This is a genomic window from Kribbella sp. NPDC003557 (assembly GCF_040610805.1).
In the GTDB taxonomy this organism is placed as follows: Bacteria; Actinomycetota; Actinomycetes; order Propionibacteriales; family Kribbellaceae; genus Kribbella.
This window is the reverse complement of sequence record NZ_JBEXMY010000003.1, coordinates 365,521-383,457: the sequence shown is the minus strand read 5'-3', so window position 1 is coordinate 383,457 and position 17,937 is coordinate 365,521. Positions and strand designations below refer to the sequence as shown.

Here is a 17,937-nt window from a genome sequence, read left to right as displayed (position 1 = left end):
GATCAACAGAGTGATAGCTTGACGCCATGGCTGTCAAGGACTCGCACCGCGCCCGGCAGGCCCAGGCGACGAAGGAGCAGGTGGCGCGGGCGGCGCGTGAGCTGTTCCGGCAGCAGGGGTACGTCGCCACCACGATCGCGGCGATCTCCGAGAGGGCGGACATCCCGGCGCAGACGATCTACTCGGCGTTCGGCAACAAGCCGGCCATCCTGCGGGAGATCGCACGGCTGTGGATCGCCGAGGCGGAGACCCGGCGCCTCGCGCAGGAGTCGCTCGCCCTCGCCGACCCGGCCGAGCGGCTGCGGGCGGCCGCGCACTGGCATACCCGCCAGTTCGTGACCGGTATCGACGTCATCCAGATCTACCAGGAGGCCGCGCGCGCCGACCCGCGGATGGCCGACGAGCAGCGCACCGTCTGGGCCGCCCGCGAGCACGAGCTGAAGCTCTACCTCGCGTCCTTCGACGGAGACCTGTCACAACCGCAGGACCGCGCGCTCGACATCTTGCTCGCCTGTACGGCCGCCGAGGTCTACCACCTGCTGGTCAGCGACCGCGGCTGGCCGGTGGAGGAGTACGAGACCTGGCTCGGCGACACCCTGGTCAGTCAGTTGCTTCCGTGACCAGCGGATTGTCCAAGGTCCCGACGAACTGCAGCGACCCGGCGACGTCGGTCAGGTCGACCATCTGCTGGTTGTTGCGCAGCTGCAGCCGGTTCAGGCAGGACAGCGCGAACGACGGCGCGAAGATGTCGTACTTCGCGAACGCCTCGGCCAGCTCCGGCGTCGCCGCCTGGTAGTCGCGGATCGACGAAGCCACCACCGACCAGAACCCGGACGGCGTCAGCAGGCCTTCGCGGTCCAGCAACGGCGACAGGAACCGGAAGATGCAGTCGAACACGTCGGTGAAGATCGACAGCAGCTTCTCGTCGTCCGGTACGTCGGCCCGCACCCGCTCCGCCTCCGCCGGCACGACCGTCGACGGGCTGAGGACGGCGATCTCCTCGGCGATGTCCTTCATGATCACGCGGATCGGGATCGCGTCGCGCAGGACCAGGATCAGGTTCTCGCCGTGCGGCATGAACACGAGCTCGTAGGCGTAGAAGCTGTGCAGCAACGGGATCAGGTACGCGTCGACGTACGCGCGCAGCCAGTCCGCCGGCGCCAGCCGGGACGCCTGGACCAGCGCCGCGGCCACCGACGCGCCGTGCCGGTCGACGTGCAGCAGCGACGCCATCGTCGCCAGCCGTTCGCCGGGCTCCAGCGACGGCACCGGGCTCTCCCGCCACAGCGCCGACAGCATCTTCCGGTACGGCGAGGTCTTGTCCGTCGCGTTCTCGTAGTACCGGTTGTGGTACCCGACCGCGGCGATCTCCCGCAGCACGGTGAACCCGTACCGCTTGAGCACCAGGTCGTTCGCGACGACCGAATGCACCCAGTCGTTGATCGCCGGCGTCGCGGCCATGTACGACGGCGACAGCCCGCGCATGAACCCCATGTTGAGCACCGACAACGCCGTCTTCACATAACACCGCGACGGCACGGACCGGTTGAAGAACGTCCGGATCGACTGCTGCGGCTGATAGACATCGTCGGTCGAGCCGAGATGGACGATGTGCCGCTGGGCAATGTCGGCGGCGAAGGTGATCGACGTCTTGTTGTCCCACTGCCACGGATGCACCGGCATGTACACGTATTCGGACGGGTCAGCCTGCTCCGCGAACCGGTCCAGGACCTCGGACCCCAACTCGGAACGCAACAACTCGGCGTAGGTGAGCGAGGTGCTGTGCGACACCGTGGCCCGGTCCCGCCGGACCGCGATCCACGTCAGTTGCACGCCCGCGCCCGTCTCCGGCGCGTACGCCAGGTAGTCCGTCAGGCCGAACCCGAGCCGCCCGTTGTTCGCCACGAAGCACGGATGACCCTCGGTCATCGCGGCCTCGATCGTCTGGAAGTCCGCGGTGACGAGGTCCGCCGCGGTCAGGTCCGGCTTCGACAGCTTGTACGCCGCCGACGCCAGCGTGCTGCTGATCTCCTCGAGGTAGACCGGCAGCATGTCCCGCCCGATCCCGAGCTGCTCGTGGAACTCGGTGATGAACTCCAGTGCGTCGACACGCTCGCCGTCGGCACGCACCACGGCCGAGATGTCCCAATGGTTCAAGGGGTAATGCTCTGCCTCGAACCGGTACCGGCCGACGGCATATCCGTTGCCGTCGGCAACAGGCTCGAGAATGCGCTCGTGGGTGAACTCCGACAACGCTTTCCGGACCAGGGCCTGGTTGACCGTCTCCCAGTGATTCATCAGCCCGCCTCGTTCATCCGGTGCGCGTCGGCGTACTGGTCGCGGGTGCAGAAGCTGAGCCAGGCCTGCTTGCCGGGCAGTGCCACCACGCTGTGCTTGCGGAACCCCATCCGCGCGTTCAGCGCCTGGATCTTCACGTTCCGCACGTCGGGCTCGACCACCACCCGGTCGACCAGCGGATCGCTGAACAGGCTGTCCATGATCGTCTCGAACACGGCCCCGGTGAATCCCGGGATCGGCGCGACCGGCGGCCCGACCAGGACGTGCATGCCGACGTCGCCCGGCGCCACGTCGTACACCCGGCCGACGGCGTCGTACGCCGGGGCGTAGCGCTCCATCAGGAAGGCCGGCCGGCCGTCGTGCTCGCCGATGAACGCGTCGTGGTGCGCGCTGTCCGCGATCCGGAGGTACTCCGCGTGCACGTCGGCGACGGACGCGTCCAGGAGTCCCCAGTAGCGCGCGTACGGCCGGGTCACCCAGCTGTGCAGCGTGGGGACGTCCTCGCCGAGGTCGAACGGCCGGAGGCTGAGGGTGCCGAGACCGGCGACGAAACGCCGGTACGTCGGCTCGGGCAGTGCTCTGGTCATGGCGGAGCTGCTTTCAGGCTGGGCGGGCATGTTAGCTAAGGCTTACCTTAGTAGACCTTACCCGAGCCTCACGACGGACCCCCGGGGTAGTCCGCGCGGCGGATGCGCCGAGCCGCTCGTCGTGCCTACCGTGGTTGGCATGTTGATTGCCGAGGACCTGCTGCTGCTCCTGTACGACGACCAGACCGGTAAGCCGGTCACAGGGTCGCCCGGCCTGGACTACGCGCTGGCCGGTGCGGTGCTGATCGAGCTCACGCTGAACCGGAAGCTCGACATCACCACCAACGGCAAGACCGGCCGCCTGCAGGTACTGGACGGTGCGCCGACCGGTGACCCGATCCTGGACGAGCGCCTGGCCTACGTCGTCAACAAGCCTGGAAAGAAGCCGAAGGACCAGATCGGTGCGCTCTCGAAGCGGCTGCGCGACCAGTTGCTGGCACGGCTCGCGGAGCGGGGTGTGCTGGAGGCGGACCAGGGCAGGGTGCTCGGACTGTTCCCGGTGACGCGCTGGCCGGCCAAGGACGCGCGGCACGAGCAGGAGGTGCGCACCAAGCTGGAGAGCGCGCTGAAGGTCGGTACGACGCCGGACGAGCGCACTGCCGCGCTGATCGCGCTGCTCAGCGCGCTGAACGTCGTCCCGAAGGTCGTCACGGACGCGGTGGACAAGAAGGCGCTGAAGCAGCGGGCGAAGGAGATCGCCGACTCGGACTGGGCCGCGGACGCGGTGAAGAAGGCAGTGACCGAGATGCAGGCCGCAGTCACCGCGGCCATTGTGGTGGCGTCATCCGCAGGAGCCTCGGGTAGCAGTTAGGCGAGGTCTGACGTGGCCTGCGCCTCGAGCAGGCGGAAGCCGTGGGATCGGGCGATGGACGCTGCCTGGGTCGCGGCGTGGACCGCGGTTGTCTGGTGGCCGGTGCTGCGTCGTGCGGCGGACAGAGTGAGCAGCGCCTCGGCTTCGACGTACGGGTACGTCCCACGGGCGATCGTCAGGCTTTCTTCGATCCAATCGATGGCGGCGGCGGGGTCGCCGATCGTCAGGTAGGTGCCTGCGACGGTCGACGCGGTCTGGGCCTGGGGTTTGGGGTCCCGGATGGCGACCGCGAGTTGATGCGCCCGGAGTGCCGTACGGAGGGCGGCGGCCGCGTCTCCGCGCTGGCTGTACAGGCGTGCCCACTCGTCGAGCGTGGACAGCTCACCGCGGAGGTGCGAGCGGCGCTGGTAGGACTCCAGTACGTCGGTGAGCAGGTCGGCTGCGCGGTCGGCCTGGCCCAGTTGCCGCAGCGCGCTCGCCAGGTTGCCGCGGATGGCGAGCACCGACGTCTCCCGACCGGTCTCGTCGCTCTGCAGCGCGGTCTCGAACAGATCGGCTGCCTCGGTCAGTCGGCCTTGGTGGAGGCGGATCATCCCGAGACCGTTCAGCACGATGGCACGGACGTGGCCGCGCTGGTCGTCTTCGGTCAGTTCCAGGGCGCGACGCATCCAGAGTTCGGAGTCGCCGAGCTTCCCGCGCTCGAGTTGCAGCCAGCCGACCTGGTGGGCCATGTAGGCGGCGGCTGGCGTCCAGCCCACCTCGATCGCCAGCGTATGGCCGGCGAGACAGTCGGACAGTGCGTCCTCGTCGCGTCCGACCGCACCGAGGGCTTGCCCGCGGTTCATCAGCATGGCGACCTGTGCGGTGTGGTCGCCGGCGGCGACTGCGGCGGCCAGCCCGGTCTGTGCGGCCGGGAGCGCGCCGTCGGCGTCCCGGCGAATCAGGAAGTACCCCCGGAGCTGGTCCACGATCCGCCAGGCCAGCGACCGTTCCCCCCGCTGCGCTGTGTCCTGCACGACTGCCAACAGGGTGGGGAGCTCGTGGTCGAGCCAGGTGAGTGCCTCGGTTTCGGAGCTGAAGAACGCGGGGCCGGTCCGGCCGCCGAGGCGGACGACGTGCGGATTCGCCCAGCCGATCGCCGCCGTGACGGCCTCGGCGTACCAGGTGTACAGACGGGTCCTGGTGGTTTCGCGTTCAGGGTCGTCGGCCAGCAGCCGCCGGGAGTACAGGCCGAGCAGGTCGTGGAATCGGTAGCGGTCCGTCGAGTGCTGCAGGAGCATGTTCGCCTCGAGCAGGGATTCCAGCACGCGGTCGGCGTCGGCCGTCGACGTACCGAGCAGAATCGCCGTACTGCCGGCGCTGAAGTCGTCGCCGGGGTGCAGACTGCACATCCGGAACGCGTGCTGCGCGGCCGGGCTCAGATCCGCGTAGCTGAGCTGGAAGCTGTTCAGCACACTGGACTCGCCGAGGCTGAGTTCGGTGAGCCGCCGGTTGCCGTCCTGCAGGCGACCGGCCAGATCGGCGACCGTCCACTCCCGCCTGGTGGCAAGCCGTGCGCCGGCGATGCGCAACGCGAGCGGAAGGCGCGCGCAGGCCTCCACGAGTGCGCTCACACCGTCGGGGTCGGCATCGAGCCTCGCGGTGGACGTGATCAACCGTACGGCGTCCTGATGCGGTAGCGGCTCGAGACTCACGGTACCGGCCGTCACCAGGTCCGGCATCCGGCGGCGGCTGGTCACGATCGCGTCGCTGCGCCCGGCACCCGGCAGCAGCGGTTGTACCTGCGCCGCGTCCTGGGCGTTGTCGAGCACGACCAGCATCCGCCGGTCAGCGAGTTCGCTGCGCAGCAAGGCGGCCGCTTCGGCTTCGTCGGTACCGATCCGCCGGCCGGGTACGCCGAGTGCGCGCAGGAATCGGCCGAGGACCCGCAGCGGCGCCGGCGTGATCGTGTCGCTCCCGCGCAGGTCCGCGTACAGCTGTCCGTCCGGGTACTGCTCGCGGAGCTGATGCGCGGCGGTCAGCGCCAAGGCGGTCTTGCCGACCCCGGCGATCCCGTTGATCAGCACGACCCGCGACGACAACGCACCGGAACCGCCGAGCGCGGTACGGATCGTCGCCAGTTCCTCGGTGCGACCGACGAAGTCCGGCGGCGCGGACGGCGTCTGCTGGACGACCACGCGTGTGATCGGCTCCGGCGCGGACCCGCTCTGCTGCCGCAGCACCTCCAGATGGATCGCGCGCAGGCGCTCGCCCGGGTCGATGCCGAGCTCCTCGGCGAGGGCAGACCGGATCCGGTCGTAGGCTGCGAGGGCCTCGGCCTGCCGGCCGCTAGCGGCCAGGGTCTGGATCAGCTCGACGTGCAGCGGCTCGTCCAGTTCGTGTCGCGCGATCAGGCCGCGCAGCGGTCGCAGTGCCTGCTCCGGCTCGTCGAGCTCGCGCGCCAGCCTGGCGAAGGTCCGTACGGCGGCCGCGTATTCGTCGGAGATCGCGATGTAGAGCGGGCTGGCCGCCACCGGCTCCACATCGGTGTCGCCGCGCCACAGCGTGACAGCGTCGGAGAGCGTGGCCAATGCAGCCCGGGGTTCTTCGTGGGCCGCCTGAGCGGTCAGCTCGCGGAACGTCAGCAGGTCGAGGGCGCCGGTGGTCACCGTCAACCGGTAGCCGATGGGGTCGCCGACGATCACCTCGCCGGCGGGCCGGCCGGACTCCAGCAGCCGTCGCAGCCTGGCGATTCGGGTCTGCAGCAGGTTCACCGCGTTTCTCGGTGTGCTGCGCGGCCAGAGCAGGTCGATGAGCTCGTCCTGGCTGACCGTTGCGCCGGCGGCGAGGGCGAGTTGGGCCAGCAAGGCGCGTTGCGGACCGGAGTTGATCGGCACCCGGAGGGCGCCGTGCCAGACCTCCATCGGGCCGAGGACACCGATGCGCAGCGACCCGGTGCCACTGGAGTGCGCGCCGGTGCCGGAGCGGTGTGCCTTGGCGGCGGCATGGAGCTTCCCTGCCTCCTGGCTGCTCAGCGCGAGGGCGGCGGTGATGGCCTCGATCGAATCCGGTTTCGGGCTCCTGGTCCGGCCCTGTTCCAGGTCGCGGATCGCCCCCGCACTGAGTCCGGCCTGGTCCGCGAGTTCCCGTTGTGTCAGTCCGCCGTTCCGGCGGAGCGCGCGCAGAAGTTCACCGAAGCGGCCGTCGGGCTCCAGGGCATGCCTCGGGCCGGGCAGGTCCTGCTGCGGCCGTCCGGGCACGAAGAGGAGCTTACCGGTGGGACCAGCTCGGTCCGGCGGAGTAGGGGCCGAGTACGGGCGGAGTACGGGCAGTGGCGTGTCGGAGGTGCTCCCTAGGGTCCATCGCGGCGTCCGGGTGCACTCCGGCATGGCCGAACCGACTCACCTGGAGGACTTTTCCCTGATGCGTACATCTCTTGTGGCCGCCGCGACGGCGCTGACCGTCGTTGCGGCTGGTGTCATCACCGGAGTCGCCGTGACCGCCCGGCCGGCGACCGCGGCGCTCGGCGACGTTCCGGCGGACTGCAAAGCCTCCACGGCCGCGTACCGAACCGATGGGCAGCGGCTCACCTACGAGTACGCCGCCGGAGGGACCAACACCAAGGCGTACCGCAACGACAGTCTTCCCTGGGTGCCGTCGGCGTTCCAGCAGATGGGCGGTGCCGGTGACGACACCCATTTCCGCACCACCGAGTTCGCGGCTCATCCGACCAGTGGCTGGCTCTTCAAGGTGATCCGTCAGGGCGAGCTGGTCGACGGCACGTGGAGCGTGACGGAGATGAGCGCCAGCCATCTGATGGACGGATTCGGCGGCACCAGGATTCTCGCGTACGGGTACCCCTACTTGTACCGGGCCGCGGGCAACTACCTCTACCGCTACACGGTGGGCGCCACTGACGGCGTACCGAAGGCAAAGGTGCGGCTGGCGGGTACGGCCTGGGACACCGTCACGACGCTCACCTACGAGCGCACCGAGGGCACGGGGGACGCGGCCGTCGACGTGCTGATCGGCACCAAGACCAACGGCGAGCTCAAGGAGTGGCGGATCAAGCGAGCCACGCCGACCGGCGCCATCTCGTCGACGGTGCTGAAGTCCGCCTACTGGGACAAGTTCACCAGCCTCAGCACCGGCTACTGCCAGGACCATCCCAACGGCCGGCCGCTGCTCGGCATCACCTCGACCGGTGCGGCCTCCGTGCACTTCGACGCCAACAAGACGGACCGCAGCGGCACCGACATCAAGGGCGGCTCTCTCGGCTCTCTCGGCTGGACCGCGAAGGCCTACGGCCAGTAGCCGGACCGGCCGTCATGACCATCCGAATCGACCTCCCTGGAGGAGTTCTCGTGAAGCGCAGATCCATCGTGGCCGTCGGGACGGCACTGACCGTTCTCGCGACCGGCCTGATCGCCGGGGTCGCCGTGACCGCCCGGTCCGCGACCGCGGCACTCAGTGACGTACCGGCCGACTGCGGTGCGATCACGGAGGCGTACCGATCAGATGGACAGCGTCTGTCCTACCGCTACATGGGCGGGAAGACCAGCACCAAGGCGATCTCCGGCGACAAGCTCGGTTGGGTGCCATCGGCACTCACGTCGTTCGGCGGCGCCGGGAGCCCGGACTCGTACACGGAGGACGGCCTGGCCGTGCATCCCACCGACGGATACGTCTACCACGTGTACCGCGCTGTCAAGCAGGTCGACGGCGTCCTGAAGGTCACGCAGCTCACCGTCACCCGCGTCGCATCAGGGTTCGCCGGTACCCGGGGTCTCACGACGGCGTGGCCGTATGTCTATCGCCTCGCGGACACCTCGCTCTATCGGTACAAGTTCGCCTACGTCGACGGCAAGCCCAGTCTCTCGGCCCCGGTCAAGCTGTCCGGCCGCGGGTGGGACACGGTCAGGACCCTGAAGCACGTGCGCACCGACGGAACCGCCAGTGCTCCGGTGGACGTCCTGGTCGGCACCAAGTCCAACGGTGAGCTCAAGCACTGGCGAATCACCTACGCCAGCCCGGCGACGATCAGCTCGACCGTACAGAAGACGAGCGGCTGGGCACCCTTCACCAGTCTGAGCCCGGGGTGGTGCAACGACCACCCCAAGGGCCTCGTACTTCTCGGGATCAAGGCGGACGGCAGCGCATCCGCGCACTTCGACGCCAACCAGTCCGACGGCGACGGCTCCGATATCAAGGGCGGCTCGCTCGGCCTGCTCGGCTGGACGGTCAAGGCCTACTAGAGTCGCGCCTTGATCTCTGGCTTGAGCACTTTGCCGACCTTCGATCGCGGCAGCTCCGGCCAGAGCAACACCTCCTTCGGCGCCTTCACGCTGCCGAGCTGTCCCTTCGCGAAGGCGATCAGCTCGGCAGCGTCCACGGACGCGCCCGGCTGGAGCTGTACGACGGCCACGACCCGCTCGCCCCATTTCTCGTCGGGCCGACCGATCACCGCGCAGTCCTGGACGGCGGCGTGCGCCATCAGCGCCTGCTCGACCTCGGTGGAGTACACGTTGAAGCCGCCGGTGATGATCATGTCCTTGGCCCGGTCGACGATGTAGAGGTAGTTCTCGTCGTCCAGGTAGCCGATATCGCCGGTGTGGTGCCAGCCGTACGCCGATGCCGCCGCGCTCGCCTCGGCGTTGCGGTAGTACCCCTTCATCACCAGGGACCCGCGCACCACGATCTCGCCGCGCTCACCGTGCGGGAGCAGCTCGCCGTCGGCTCCCATGATCGCCACGGTGACCAGCGGGGACGGCCGTCCCGCGGATGACAGCCGTCCCCGGGCGACGTTGCCGGCGGCATCGAAATGCGCGGCCGGCGGCAACGTCGAGATCATCATCGGCGCCTCGGTCTGCCCGAACAGTTGCGCCATCACCGGACCGATCCGCTGCAGCGCCTCCTCGAGCCGTGCGACCGACATCGGCGCCGCGCCGTACCAGAAGCACCGCAACGACGACAGGTCCGTGGAGTCGAGCTCCGGCGCCGCCAGCACCATGTAGATCAACGTCGGCGGCAGGAACGTGTGCGTCACCCCGTGTCGCGGTATCAGCTCCAGGAAGGCGTGGACGTCGGGAGCTCGCATGATCACGATCTCGCCGCCGCACGCGAGCACCGGGAAGCAGAGCACGCCGGCCGCGTGCGTCAGCGGTGCCAGCGCCAGGTAGACCGGCCGCTCGCCGAACGGATACCCCATCAGCGTCAGCGCGGTCATCGTCTCCAGGTTGCCGTTGCCCAGCATCACCCCCTTCGGGCGTCCCGTCGTACCGCCGGTGCCGACGATCATCGCCAGGTCGTCCGGATCGGTCAGATCAGGTGCCGGCTGGGACGCGCCCCCGCAGAACGCGTCCCAGCCGACGGACCTCCGGCCAACAGGGTGGGGGGTGGGGCCGGAGGTTGAGGGCTCCCCGTCGAGACACACGAACGTGTGCACCTTCGGCAAAGAGTCCCGAATGCGGTCCACCAGCGGCGCGAACGCCGCCTGGTAGATCAGTACTTCACAGTCGAACTGGTCGAGCAGTTCCCGGTTCTCGGCCGCCTCGTTGCGCGGATTGATCGGGCACCAGATCGCGCCGGCCCGGCTGATCCCGAACACGCAGCTGAACGCCACCGGGTCGTTCGCGGACAGGATCGCGACCTTGCCACCCGGCCGTACGCCGGTCGCCGCCAGCGCGCCCGCGATCCGGTACGACAGCTCCTGCACGTCGGCGTACGTCAGCGACTCGCCGTCCGTCGTCAAGCAGGCGGCGTCCGGCGCCAGCGATGCGCCCTTGTCCAGGTAGTCGACCAGCCGCACAGCAACCCCTCTAGTGGTACACCGTCAGCTGCGGCTCGGACACCAGCCCGAAGCTCCGCAGTACGCCGAGCAACTCGCGGTGGCCGAACGCCTGGCAGCCGCTGGCGAAACCGACCCGCTTCGGCGGCGTCTGCAGCAGCGAGTACGCCGCGTACGCCTGGAGCAGACCGGTCTGCTGGTAGTTGCTGTTGCCGTGGATGACACAGTGCGCCCGGCCGAGCGGCCCGGACGCGTGCACCGAGTCCAGCGTCTTGTTGACGCGGGGGTTCTCGCGCGGCGGCATCTCGTTCATCACCTGGCGGGCGGTCTCCGTCAGTGCGGCGTTCCGCTCGTCCGGCGCCATGTCCTTGGTGGCTTCCAGCGCCGCGGCGACGATCTGCGGGACCCCGTTCATCAGTGCCGCGTTGAACACACCGCCCTGCGCCTTGCAGTTCGCCACCCGTGGGTCGCGCTTGAACCACACCGGATGCGACATGCCGCCCCACGGCAGCGACAGAGCGAGCTCGTGCTGGCCGGGAACGACCAGAGGGACCAGGCCCTGCTCCGGGAACTCGGCGTACTGGTTGTTCTCGAGGTAGTGCGCCTTCGACGTCGCCGCGTTCACCAGGATCGTGCGGGTCGAGGCGATGGTCGGGCTACCGCCCCAGAAGACGGCGATGTCCAGGGAGTCCAGGCCGGGCTGCTCGAGGCAGAGCTGTGCGGCGATCTCGCTGGTCGTGTACATCTGGGCGATGCCCGGCGCCAGCACCAGACCGGCCTCGGCGAACTGCGGACCGTACTTCTCGTCGCAGGTGATCAGCCAGTCCTGCTCGCCGGTCGTGTCGGTGTAGTGAGCACCCGCAGCGAGTGCTGCTTCCACGGCCACCGGGCCAAGCTCACTGAACGGCCCGACCGTGTTCAGCACGACGGACGCGCCAGTGAACAGCTCGGTCAGCGCGGCGACGTCATGGTCGACCGCAGCGATCTCGTAGTCGGCTGTCTCGATGCCAGGAACGTGCGAGTCCATCGAGGCCTTGAGCTTCGTCTCGTCACGGCCGGCGGCCACGAAGGGTACGTGATACTGCCGCAGGTACTCGCAGACGAGCCGCCCCGTGTAGCCGGACGCGCCGTACACGACAACGGGTTTCGTGGTCATCACATCCCCATTCCGCCGTCGACCGGCAGGCCGATCCCGGTGATGAAGCGGGACTCGTCGGACGCGAGGAAGACGACCGCGTCGGCCATGTCCGAGACCTCGCCGAGCCGGCCGGCCGGGGTCAGTCCGACCACCGCGGCGACCGCGGCCTCGGGGGACTCGAACAGTCCGAGCTGGGCGACGTCGTTGGCCAGGCCGGCGCCCATCGCGGTCGGGACCAGGCCGGGGTAGATGCAGTTGACGCGGACGCCGTACCCGAGCTTGCCGGACTCCATCGCGGCCACCCGGGTCAGCCGGTCGACGGCGGACTTGGTCGCGGAGTAGACCGCGATCCCGGGGAAGGCGATGGTGGCGGCGACCGACGCGACGTTGATGATCGCGCCGCCCTGGCCGGCCAGCCCGCCGGGGCGCATCGTCCGCAGGCCCCACTTGATACCGAGCGTGGTGCCGAGCACGTTGACCTCGAGCATCTTGCGGATCTGGTCCGCGGTCACCTCGGTGAGCAGGCTGGTGATCTCGATCCCCGCGTTGTTCACCAGGATGTCGAGGCCGCCGAGGATGTCGTTGGCGGCGACCACCGCGTTCTCCCAGTCGCCGTCGTCGGTGATGTCGTGGGCGACGAACCCGAAGCCCTCGCCGTACTGCTGGTCGAGCGCGTCGGCGACCGTCTCGCCGGCGTCCTTCTGGATATCGCTGATCACGACCTTGGCGCCGGCCGCGGCGAGGGCTTTCGCCATCCCTTCGCCGAGTCCCTGCGCGCCGCCGGTGACCAGGGCCTTACGGCCGGAGAGATCGAGTGAACCCATCTGAAGCTCCTTTGCTCGCACGGGTTGCTCACACTCTGGCCAGACTTTTGACACCCGTCAAGACTTTGTTTGACACTTGTCAAGAAAACTCCCCGCCGCGGGACGCGCCTGGCCCGTGGCGGGGTACTCTGACGCAACGACCCCGACCAACCCCGACCGGAGAGTGGGTGATCGCTGTGGCGTCCGCGGCTGAGGAGCGGCCTGCCCGGATCTCCGGGATCGACAAGATCGAGCGTCGCCGGGTCGCGCTGGCCGAGTCGGCGCTGAAGACCCTCGGCGAGCTCGGGTACGCACGGACCAGCCTGCGGGAGATCGCGAACAACTCCGAGTTCACGCACGGCGTCGTGCACTACTACTTCCGCGACAAGATCGACCTGATCAGCTACTGCGTGCGCTACTACAAGACCAAGTGCGCCCGGCGGTACGACGAGGTGGTCGAGACCGCGACGTCGGGGGAGGACCTCGTCACCGGGTTCCTGGGCAAGATGACCCAGACGCTGGTCGAGGAGACCCCGATGCACAAGCTCTGGTACGACCTGCGGGCGCAGAGCATGTTCGAGGAGCAGCTGCGGCCGGACGTCGAGGCGATCGACCAGCTGCTCGAGGAGATGATCTGGCGGATCCTGACCCGGTACGCCGATCTCACCGGCACCGCGCCGGCCGTGGACGCGCCGACGGCGTACGCGCTGATCGACGGCCTGTTCGAGCAGGCAGTGGTCGGCTACGCCGCGAGCCCGGAGAAGGTCCCGGACCTGCTGAGCGGTCGGCTCCTGCAGGTCCTGCCCAAACTGGTCGCGGCGTAGCCGTCATCCGGGGCGCGGTCCTACTCGGCTCCGCAGTTCGCCGTGCAGAGCTTGTCGGTGAGCGTGAGGATCGCGCCCGGCGCCTCGGAGTCGGCCTCGGTGGAGAACTCGACGGTCCAGTTGCCGGCCGTGGTCGCCGCGGCCGTCTTGCCCTGCTGCTGTTTCAGCCAGTCGACGATCTGGCCCCGTGGGTTCACGTGCGCCAGCTCGAGCGCCTGCGGTGCGAACTCGGCCAGCTTGGCCGCCGCTTCCGCGGGCACCCCGGAGGCCTGGAGGGACACCACCGGCGGACGCGGGTGGTTGCCGATCAGCACCTGCACCGATGTCGTGCCCTGGCTGCACGTCTCGTACGCCTCGTCGGTGCTGCACTGGTAGCTCTTCCCGCTGAGCGCGGCGACGACCTGTGCGGCGGTCAGGTCCGGCAACGTCTCCTCAGGTCCTGAGGACCCTGACGACCCTGACGACGTTGCGCCGGCCGTCGTGGACGCCGAACCGGACGCGCTCGGGCTGTCCGACGACTCGGGCTTGTCGCCCGAGCACGCGGTCGTCCCGGCGAGCAGTGCGACGCAGGCCAGGACGGCAGCGCCGGACCGCCGGTTCAGACCGGCACCTCGATCGCCGCGTCGAGCGCGATCGTGATCATCTCGGAGAACGTCGTCTGGCGCTCCTCCGCGGACGTCACCTCGTGCGTGATCAGGTGGTCCGACACCGTCATGATGCCGAGCGCGCGGCGGCCGAACTTCGCGGCCAGCGTGTACAGCGCCGCGGCCTCCATCTCGATGCCGAGCACGCCGTACTCCGCGGTCCGCGAGACCAGGTCGGGGCGGTCGTTGTAGAACAGGTCGCCGGAGAACACCTGGCCGACGTGCACGTTCAGCCCGGCCGACTCGGCCGCGTCCACCGCCGCGCGGAGCAGCCGGTAGTCGGCCGTCGGGGCGTAGTCGATGCCGTGGAAGCGCAGCCGGTTCATCTGCGAGTCGGTGCTCGCGGACATCGCCACGATCACGTCGCGGACCCGGACCGCCTCGGTGAGCGCGCCGCAGGTGCCGACCCGGATCAGCGTCTGGACGTCGTAGGAGTCGAACAGCTCGTTCGCGTAGATCGAGGCGGACGCCTGGCCCATGCCGGAGCCCTGCACGGAGATGCGCTCACCCTTGTAGGTGCCGGTGAACCCGAACATGTTGCGGATCTCGGTGTAGCAGATCACGTCGGACAGGTAGGTCTCCGCGATCCACTTGGCCCGCAGCGGGTCCCCCGGAAACAGCACCCGCGGTGCGATCTGCCCCTTCTCGGCGGCAATGTGAATACTCATGCGGGGATGCTCTCACGCTCGCGGGATATGTTGAGGCATGTGGCCTACTCCATCGCTCCTGGTTCGCTAGCCCTGTCCCGGTCCGTGCTGGACCGCGCCGCCGACCGCCGCCGTGACGACGACTGGCTGGAGAAGGCGTGGGCCTCGGCGGAGACGCAGGTGGTCGTGGTGGCCGGCGACCAGATCCAGGTGGTCGAGGACCGGTCCGCACTGCGGTTCGTGGCGCCGTCCGAGGCGCCGGAGGGGATCCGCATCTTCCTCGGCATCGACCGTGAGTCCGGCGCCGGGATGACCGCCGAGGGCCGCGCGGTCTTCGGCGTCCTGACCGAGGGCGAGGCCGACGAGTCGTACGGCGGCCTGCGTGAGCTGGGCGCCGTCCTGGACGACCGCGAGGCCGGGATCGCCGTCCACGTGATCGGACTGTCCAACTGGCACGCTGTCCACACCCACTGCTCGAACTGCGGCGACCACACCGAGGTGGTGGAGGCCGGGCACGTCCGGCGCAGCCCGGCGTGCGGGCTGTCGCACTTCCCGCGCAGCGACCCGGCGATCATCGTGCTCGTCACCGACGACCAGGACCGCGCCCTGCTCGGCCGCAACGAGGCCTGGCCCGTCGGCCGGTACTCCACGCTGGCCGGTTTCGTGGAGCCCGGCGAGTCCCTGGAGGCCGCCGTCCGCCGTGAGGTGCTCGAGGAGACCGGCGTGATCGTCGGGCCGGAGGTCGAGTACGCCGGCAGCCAGCCGTGGCCGCTGCCCGCCAGCCTGATGCTCGGGTTCTACGCCAAGGCGACCGGTTTCGACATCGAGGTGGACGCCGACGAGATCGCCGAGGCGAAGTGGTTCACCCGGGAGGACCTGCGCGCGCTGGTCGAAGCCGGCACGATGGCCCTCCCGGGAGCGATCTCGATCTCCCGCCGCCTGATCGAAGGCTGGTACGGCGACAGTCTCAGCGGGAGCTGGTGATCACCGGCCCACGTCGGAGCGGGCCGCGGCGATCACGATGAGTGTGCCCTCCCAGCGCTCGATGGAGCCGTCGGCCTGGAGTTCTCGTACCTTCTGCGTGACCGCGCTGACATAGGCGCTGTGGCTCGGCCAGTCCGCCTCGGCGTCCGGCAGTACGTCGGTCAGTGTGCAGCCGTAGCTCAGGAAGCGGTTCTGCACGTGACTGTCGATGTTGCCGGTCCAGACCGTCGTACGGAGATCGGACTGCGGGCAGCTGTCGACCGGCGGTGTGTAAGAGGCCAGGTTGGTCGGGTTGATGTAGCCGTCCGGCCGCAGCAGCGTGTAGTAGGTGCCGTCCGGCGTCTGGGTGAGCCGGTTGAGGCCGTGGTCGCGCAGTACGGTCGCCTGGCCGCTCAGGATGTCCAGCACGAACAGCCGGCCGCCACTGACGCCGTAGAGGTAGCCGTCACGCCAGGACAGTGCGCCGTCCTGGGAGCCGGTAAAGCCGCTGAACACCGGCAGCAAGCGCTTGACCGCGCCGGTCGACGGATCAATGGAGAACACGATCCCGTCGGCCAGACCCCAGATGTTGCCGTCCGGCCCGGTGATCAGCTCGTTGATGCTGGCGGCGCCCGGCACCGGAACGATGTCGGTGAGTACCTGCCCCGTGGCCGGGTTCACCTTCACCAGGTGCGCCTCGCTGGCCCGCGGATCGGTGCCCTGACCGCCCTCGATGCTGGAGCCGACCCAGACGTCGTTGCCGGATGGCACTGCCGAGGCGATCGTCTGGTCGGTCACCAGGTTGCGGTAGACCGTGTGGCTGCCGCTCGGTACGTCGTACACGGTGAGCGCGCCGCCGTACTCGCCGTACGCCGGGGTGGTGCCGACGTACACACGGTTGCCGGCGGGGACCACCGCGACCGGCCTGTTCTGGTGGTCGCTGTCGACCAGGCTGAACAATTCCTTGGGGTTGGTCGGGCTGTCCGGCTGCGTCGGGTCCCAGAGCGAGAGCCGGCCGTACGGGTAGATGCCGACGTACATCTTCCCGTTGCCGTCCCAGGCCCAGCCCTCCACCTGGCCCTGCCGCGTGGTGACTGTCGACTTACCGGTCGCCGGGTCGTACACGGCGGTGGAGCCGTTCAGGTAGACGTTGACGAACACCTTGCCCGTGCTGGGGTCGGCCAGCTCGTGCATCAGTGGCGACGGCACGTACTGGAACGGCGAGCTCCACTGCGCGAGCGTCCCGTCCGCCGGGTTGTAGCGGAACGTGCCACCGGAGTAGTTGCCGGCCAGGCCGTACAGGACCGGTACACCGTTCTCGGTCACCCAGCCGTAGCCGATCGAGGCGCCACGGGTCAGTGTGCGCGGCGGTGAGACCGGACCGACCGTGTTGGTGTCCAGGTCGTAGTGCGTGAGCGACAGGGTGTTGTTCGTGAAGTAGACGCCGCCCGGTCCGGCCGCGGAGACACCGCGGGCAGCGATCGGATAGTCCATCACCAGCTGACCCGTCGTGGCGTCGGTGTACTTGACCTGCTCACCGGTGACCGCGTCCACCACCACCAGCCGGCTGCTGGCGTTCGCGAACACCTTCCCGCCGGCGTAGTCCAGGTCGATGAAGTCCTTCGCCGTCGTGCCCGGGGGAGTGATGTCCTCGACGACCTTGGTGTCCGGGTCGATGCGGAGCAGCCGGGCGTTCGGGGTGGAGACGCCGACGAACAGCTTGTTGTGGTCGGGGTCGTAGACCGTGGACCGCGCGTACTGCTGCACGGGGTCGAGTGAGCCGTAGTCGGTGACCTGTCCGGTCGACACGTCGTACTTGAAGGCGTGCGCGTTCGGGTACGTCCCGGCGTACACGTTGCCGGCCGGGTCGGATGTGAGGCCGTAGATCTGGGACTGGCCGGGGATGGGCTGACCCAGGTCGGTCACCTCGCCGGTCGCGGGGCTGTAGCGGTACAGGTGCGCGTTCGCGTACGTCCCGAGGTAGACGTCGCCGTTCGGCGTCACGACGATCGCCCAGCCTCCCGCCGCGCCTTGCAACGGCACGGTGCGGATCAGCTCACGGGTGTGCAGGTCGACGACGTTCAAACGGGCGTTCTCACCCGCTGGTACGGCGTACACCACATCGCGGCCGTCAGGGGTCCGGCCGATCGCGCCCTCCATGATCGTCAGTGAACTGACCGGCGAACCGAGGTCCTTGATGACATCGGCACTCGGCGCGAACGGCTTCGTCGGCGTGCCGAGCGGCCAGTTCTCCGACGGGAACGGGTGCGGCAGGTCCGGGGGCGCGTCGCCCGGCGGGGCCGCTGCCGCGGGCAGGCCGCTCGTGACGAGCAGGCCGAGCACGGCGGCGAGCGTGATCAGGGCATGGCGGAATGAACGGCGCGAGAACATGGGCGGACTCCCTGCGACGGCGTTCATCGCAAGGTATAACGGCCATGACCGTAAAGTCCATAACT

The 17,937-nt window shown here is 69.1% G+C and carries 15 protein-coding genes; 6 read left to right on the top strand and 9 right to left on the bottom strand.

Annotated elements, in window-relative coordinates:
- The first annotated feature begins 26 nt into the window (after window positions 1-26).
- Window positions 27-620 (top strand): TetR/AcrR family transcriptional regulator, encoded by a 594-nt coding sequence (locus ABZW60_RS13675; protein ID WP_355476533.1) that lies wholly within the window; start codon window positions 27-29, stop codon window positions 618-620.
- Here the strand turns inward: ABZW60_RS13675 and ABZW60_RS13670 are convergent.
- Together ABZW60_RS13670 and ABZW60_RS13665 are read right to left on the bottom strand one after the other, a co-directional pair.
- Window positions 601-2,298 (bottom strand): IucA/IucC family siderophore biosynthesis protein, encoded by a 1,698-nt coding sequence (locus ABZW60_RS13670; protein WP_355476531.1) that lies wholly within the window; start codon window positions 2,296-2,298, stop codon window positions 601-603. The two genes, ABZW60_RS13675 and ABZW60_RS13670, sit on opposite strands and share 20 nt — an antisense overlap.
- The gene (locus ABZW60_RS13665; protein WP_355476529.1) at window positions 2,298-2,885 is read right to left on the bottom strand and encodes a GNAT family N-acetyltransferase; all 588 of its coding nucleotides are present in this window, start codon (window positions 2,883-2,885) and stop codon (window positions 2,298-2,300) included. The genes ABZW60_RS13670 and ABZW60_RS13665 overlap by 1 nt, the downstream gene beginning before the upstream one ends.
- A gap of 139 nt (window positions 2,886-3,024) precedes the next feature.
- Between ABZW60_RS13665 and ABZW60_RS13660 the strand changes: the two genes are divergently transcribed.
- The gene (locus ABZW60_RS13660; protein WP_355476527.1) at window positions 3,025-3,696 is read left to right on the top strand and encodes a GPP34 family phosphoprotein; all 672 of its coding nucleotides are present in this window, start codon (window positions 3,025-3,027) and stop codon (window positions 3,694-3,696) included.
- On the opposite strand, the gene ABZW60_RS13655 is transcribed toward ABZW60_RS13660, so the two are convergent.
- Window positions 3,693-6,935: a BTAD domain-containing putative transcriptional regulator gene (locus tag ABZW60_RS13655; protein WP_355476525.1), complete on the bottom strand. Its 3,243-nt coding sequence runs from the start codon at window positions 6,933-6,935 to the stop codon at window positions 3,693-3,695. The genes ABZW60_RS13660 and ABZW60_RS13655 overlap by 4 nt on opposite strands.
- 163 nt (window positions 6,936-7,098) lie before the next feature.
- Between ABZW60_RS13655 and ABZW60_RS13650 the strand changes: the two genes are divergently transcribed.
- Window positions 7,099-7,989, top strand: a complete 891-nt coding sequence (locus ABZW60_RS13650; RefSeq protein WP_355476523.1) for a hypothetical protein — start codon at window positions 7,099-7,101, stop codon at window positions 7,987-7,989.
- Window positions 7,990-8,039: 50 nt separating this feature from the next.
- The gene (locus ABZW60_RS13645; RefSeq protein WP_355476521.1) at window positions 8,040-8,930 is read left to right on the top strand and encodes a hypothetical protein; all 891 of its coding nucleotides are present in this window, start codon (window positions 8,040-8,042) and stop codon (window positions 8,928-8,930) included.
- Here ABZW60_RS13645 and ABZW60_RS13640 read toward each other — a convergent pair.
- Genes ABZW60_RS13640 through ABZW60_RS13630 form a run of 3 tightly spaced genes read right to left on the bottom strand, consistent with a single transcriptional unit; the run spans window position 8,927 to window position 12,424 of the window.
- Entirely contained in the window at window positions 8,927-10,483 is a 1,557-nt protein-coding gene (locus ABZW60_RS13640) for an AMP-binding protein (RefSeq protein WP_355476519.1), read from the bottom strand. The two genes, ABZW60_RS13645 and ABZW60_RS13640, sit on opposite strands and share 4 nt — an antisense overlap.
- Before the next feature lie 10 nt (window positions 10,484-10,493).
- The gene (locus ABZW60_RS13635; protein ID WP_355476518.1) at window positions 10,494-11,618 is read right to left on the bottom strand and encodes a DUF5938 domain-containing protein; all 1,125 of its coding nucleotides are present in this window, start codon (window positions 11,616-11,618) and stop codon (window positions 10,494-10,496) included.
- A complete protein-coding gene (locus ABZW60_RS13630) occupies window positions 11,618-12,424 on the bottom strand; it encodes an SDR family oxidoreductase (RefSeq protein WP_355476516.1) in 807 nt (268 codons plus the stop codon). Before ABZW60_RS13630 ends, ABZW60_RS13635 begins: the two co-directional genes overlap by 1 nt.
- 167 nt (window positions 12,425-12,591) lie before the next feature.
- Between ABZW60_RS13630 and ABZW60_RS13625 the strand changes: the two genes are divergently transcribed.
- Window positions 12,592-13,227 carry a TetR/AcrR family transcriptional regulator gene (locus ABZW60_RS13625; protein WP_355476514.1) on the top strand — a complete coding sequence of 212 codons (636 nt, stop codon included), beginning with the start codon at window positions 12,592-12,594 and terminating at the stop codon, window positions 13,225-13,227.
- A gap of 20 nt (window positions 13,228-13,247) precedes the next feature.
- On the opposite strand, the gene ABZW60_RS13620 is transcribed toward ABZW60_RS13625, so the two are convergent.
- Together ABZW60_RS13620 and deoD are read right to left on the bottom strand one after the other, a co-directional pair.
- Window positions 13,248-13,652 carry a hypothetical protein gene (locus tag ABZW60_RS13620; RefSeq protein WP_355476512.1) on the bottom strand — a complete coding sequence of 135 codons (405 nt, stop codon included), beginning with the start codon at window positions 13,650-13,652 and terminating at the stop codon, window positions 13,248-13,250.
- 173 nt (window positions 13,653-13,825) lie between these two features.
- A complete protein-coding gene (gene deoD / locus ABZW60_RS13615; protein WP_355476510.1) occupies window positions 13,826-14,539 on the bottom strand; it encodes a purine-nucleoside phosphorylase in 714 nt (237 codons plus the stop codon).
- Window positions 14,540-14,578: 39 nt separating this feature from the next.
- On the opposite strand from deoD, the gene nudC reads away from it, so the two are divergent.
- Window positions 14,579-15,502 carry an NAD(+) diphosphatase gene (nudC, locus tag ABZW60_RS13610; protein WP_355476508.1) on the top strand — a complete coding sequence of 308 codons (924 nt, stop codon included), beginning with the start codon at window positions 14,579-14,581 and terminating at the stop codon, window positions 15,500-15,502.
- Here the strand turns inward: nudC and ABZW60_RS13605 are convergent, their stop codons facing one another.
- The gene (locus ABZW60_RS13605; protein WP_355476506.1) at window positions 15,503-17,872 is read right to left on the bottom strand and encodes a hypothetical protein; all 2,370 of its coding nucleotides are present in this window, start codon (window positions 17,870-17,872) and stop codon (window positions 15,503-15,505) included.
- Window positions 17,873-17,937: the final 65 nt, after the last annotated feature.

Excerpts from the sequence above, each read along its gene's own strand:
- ABZW60_RS13635 (WP_355476518.1), bottom strand. The coding sequence starts at position 11,618 with ATGACCACGAAACCCGTTGTCGTGTACGGCGCGTCCGGCTACACGGGG.
- ABZW60_RS13650 (WP_355476523.1), top strand. The coding sequence starts at position 7,099 with ATGCGTACATCTCTTGTGGCCGCCGCGACGGCGCTGACCGTCGTTGCG.
- ABZW60_RS13630 (WP_355476516.1), bottom strand. The coding sequence starts at position 12,424 with ATGGGTTCACTCGATCTCTCCGGCCGTAAGGCCCTGGTCACCGGCGGC.
- ABZW60_RS13605 (WP_355476506.1), bottom strand. The coding sequence starts at position 17,872 with ATGTTCTCGCGCCGTTCATTCCGCCATGCCCTGATCACGCTCGCCGCC.
- ABZW60_RS13665 (WP_355476529.1), bottom strand. The coding sequence starts at position 2,885 with ATGACCAGAGCACTGCCCGAGCCGACGTACCGGCGTTTCGTCGCCGGT.
- ABZW60_RS13670 (WP_355476531.1), bottom strand. The coding sequence starts at position 2,298 with ATGAATCACTGGGAGACGGTCAACCAGGCCCTGGTCCGGAAAGCGTTG.
- deoD (WP_355476510.1), bottom strand. The coding sequence starts at position 14,539 with ATGAGTATTCACATTGCCGCCGAGAAGGGGCAGATCGCACCGCGGGTG.
- ABZW60_RS13675 (WP_355476533.1), top strand. The coding sequence starts at position 27 with ATGGCTGTCAAGGACTCGCACCGCGCCCGGCAGGCCCAGGCGACGAAG.
- ABZW60_RS13660 (WP_355476527.1), top strand. The coding sequence starts at position 3,025 with ATGTTGATTGCCGAGGACCTGCTGCTGCTCCTGTACGACGACCAGACC.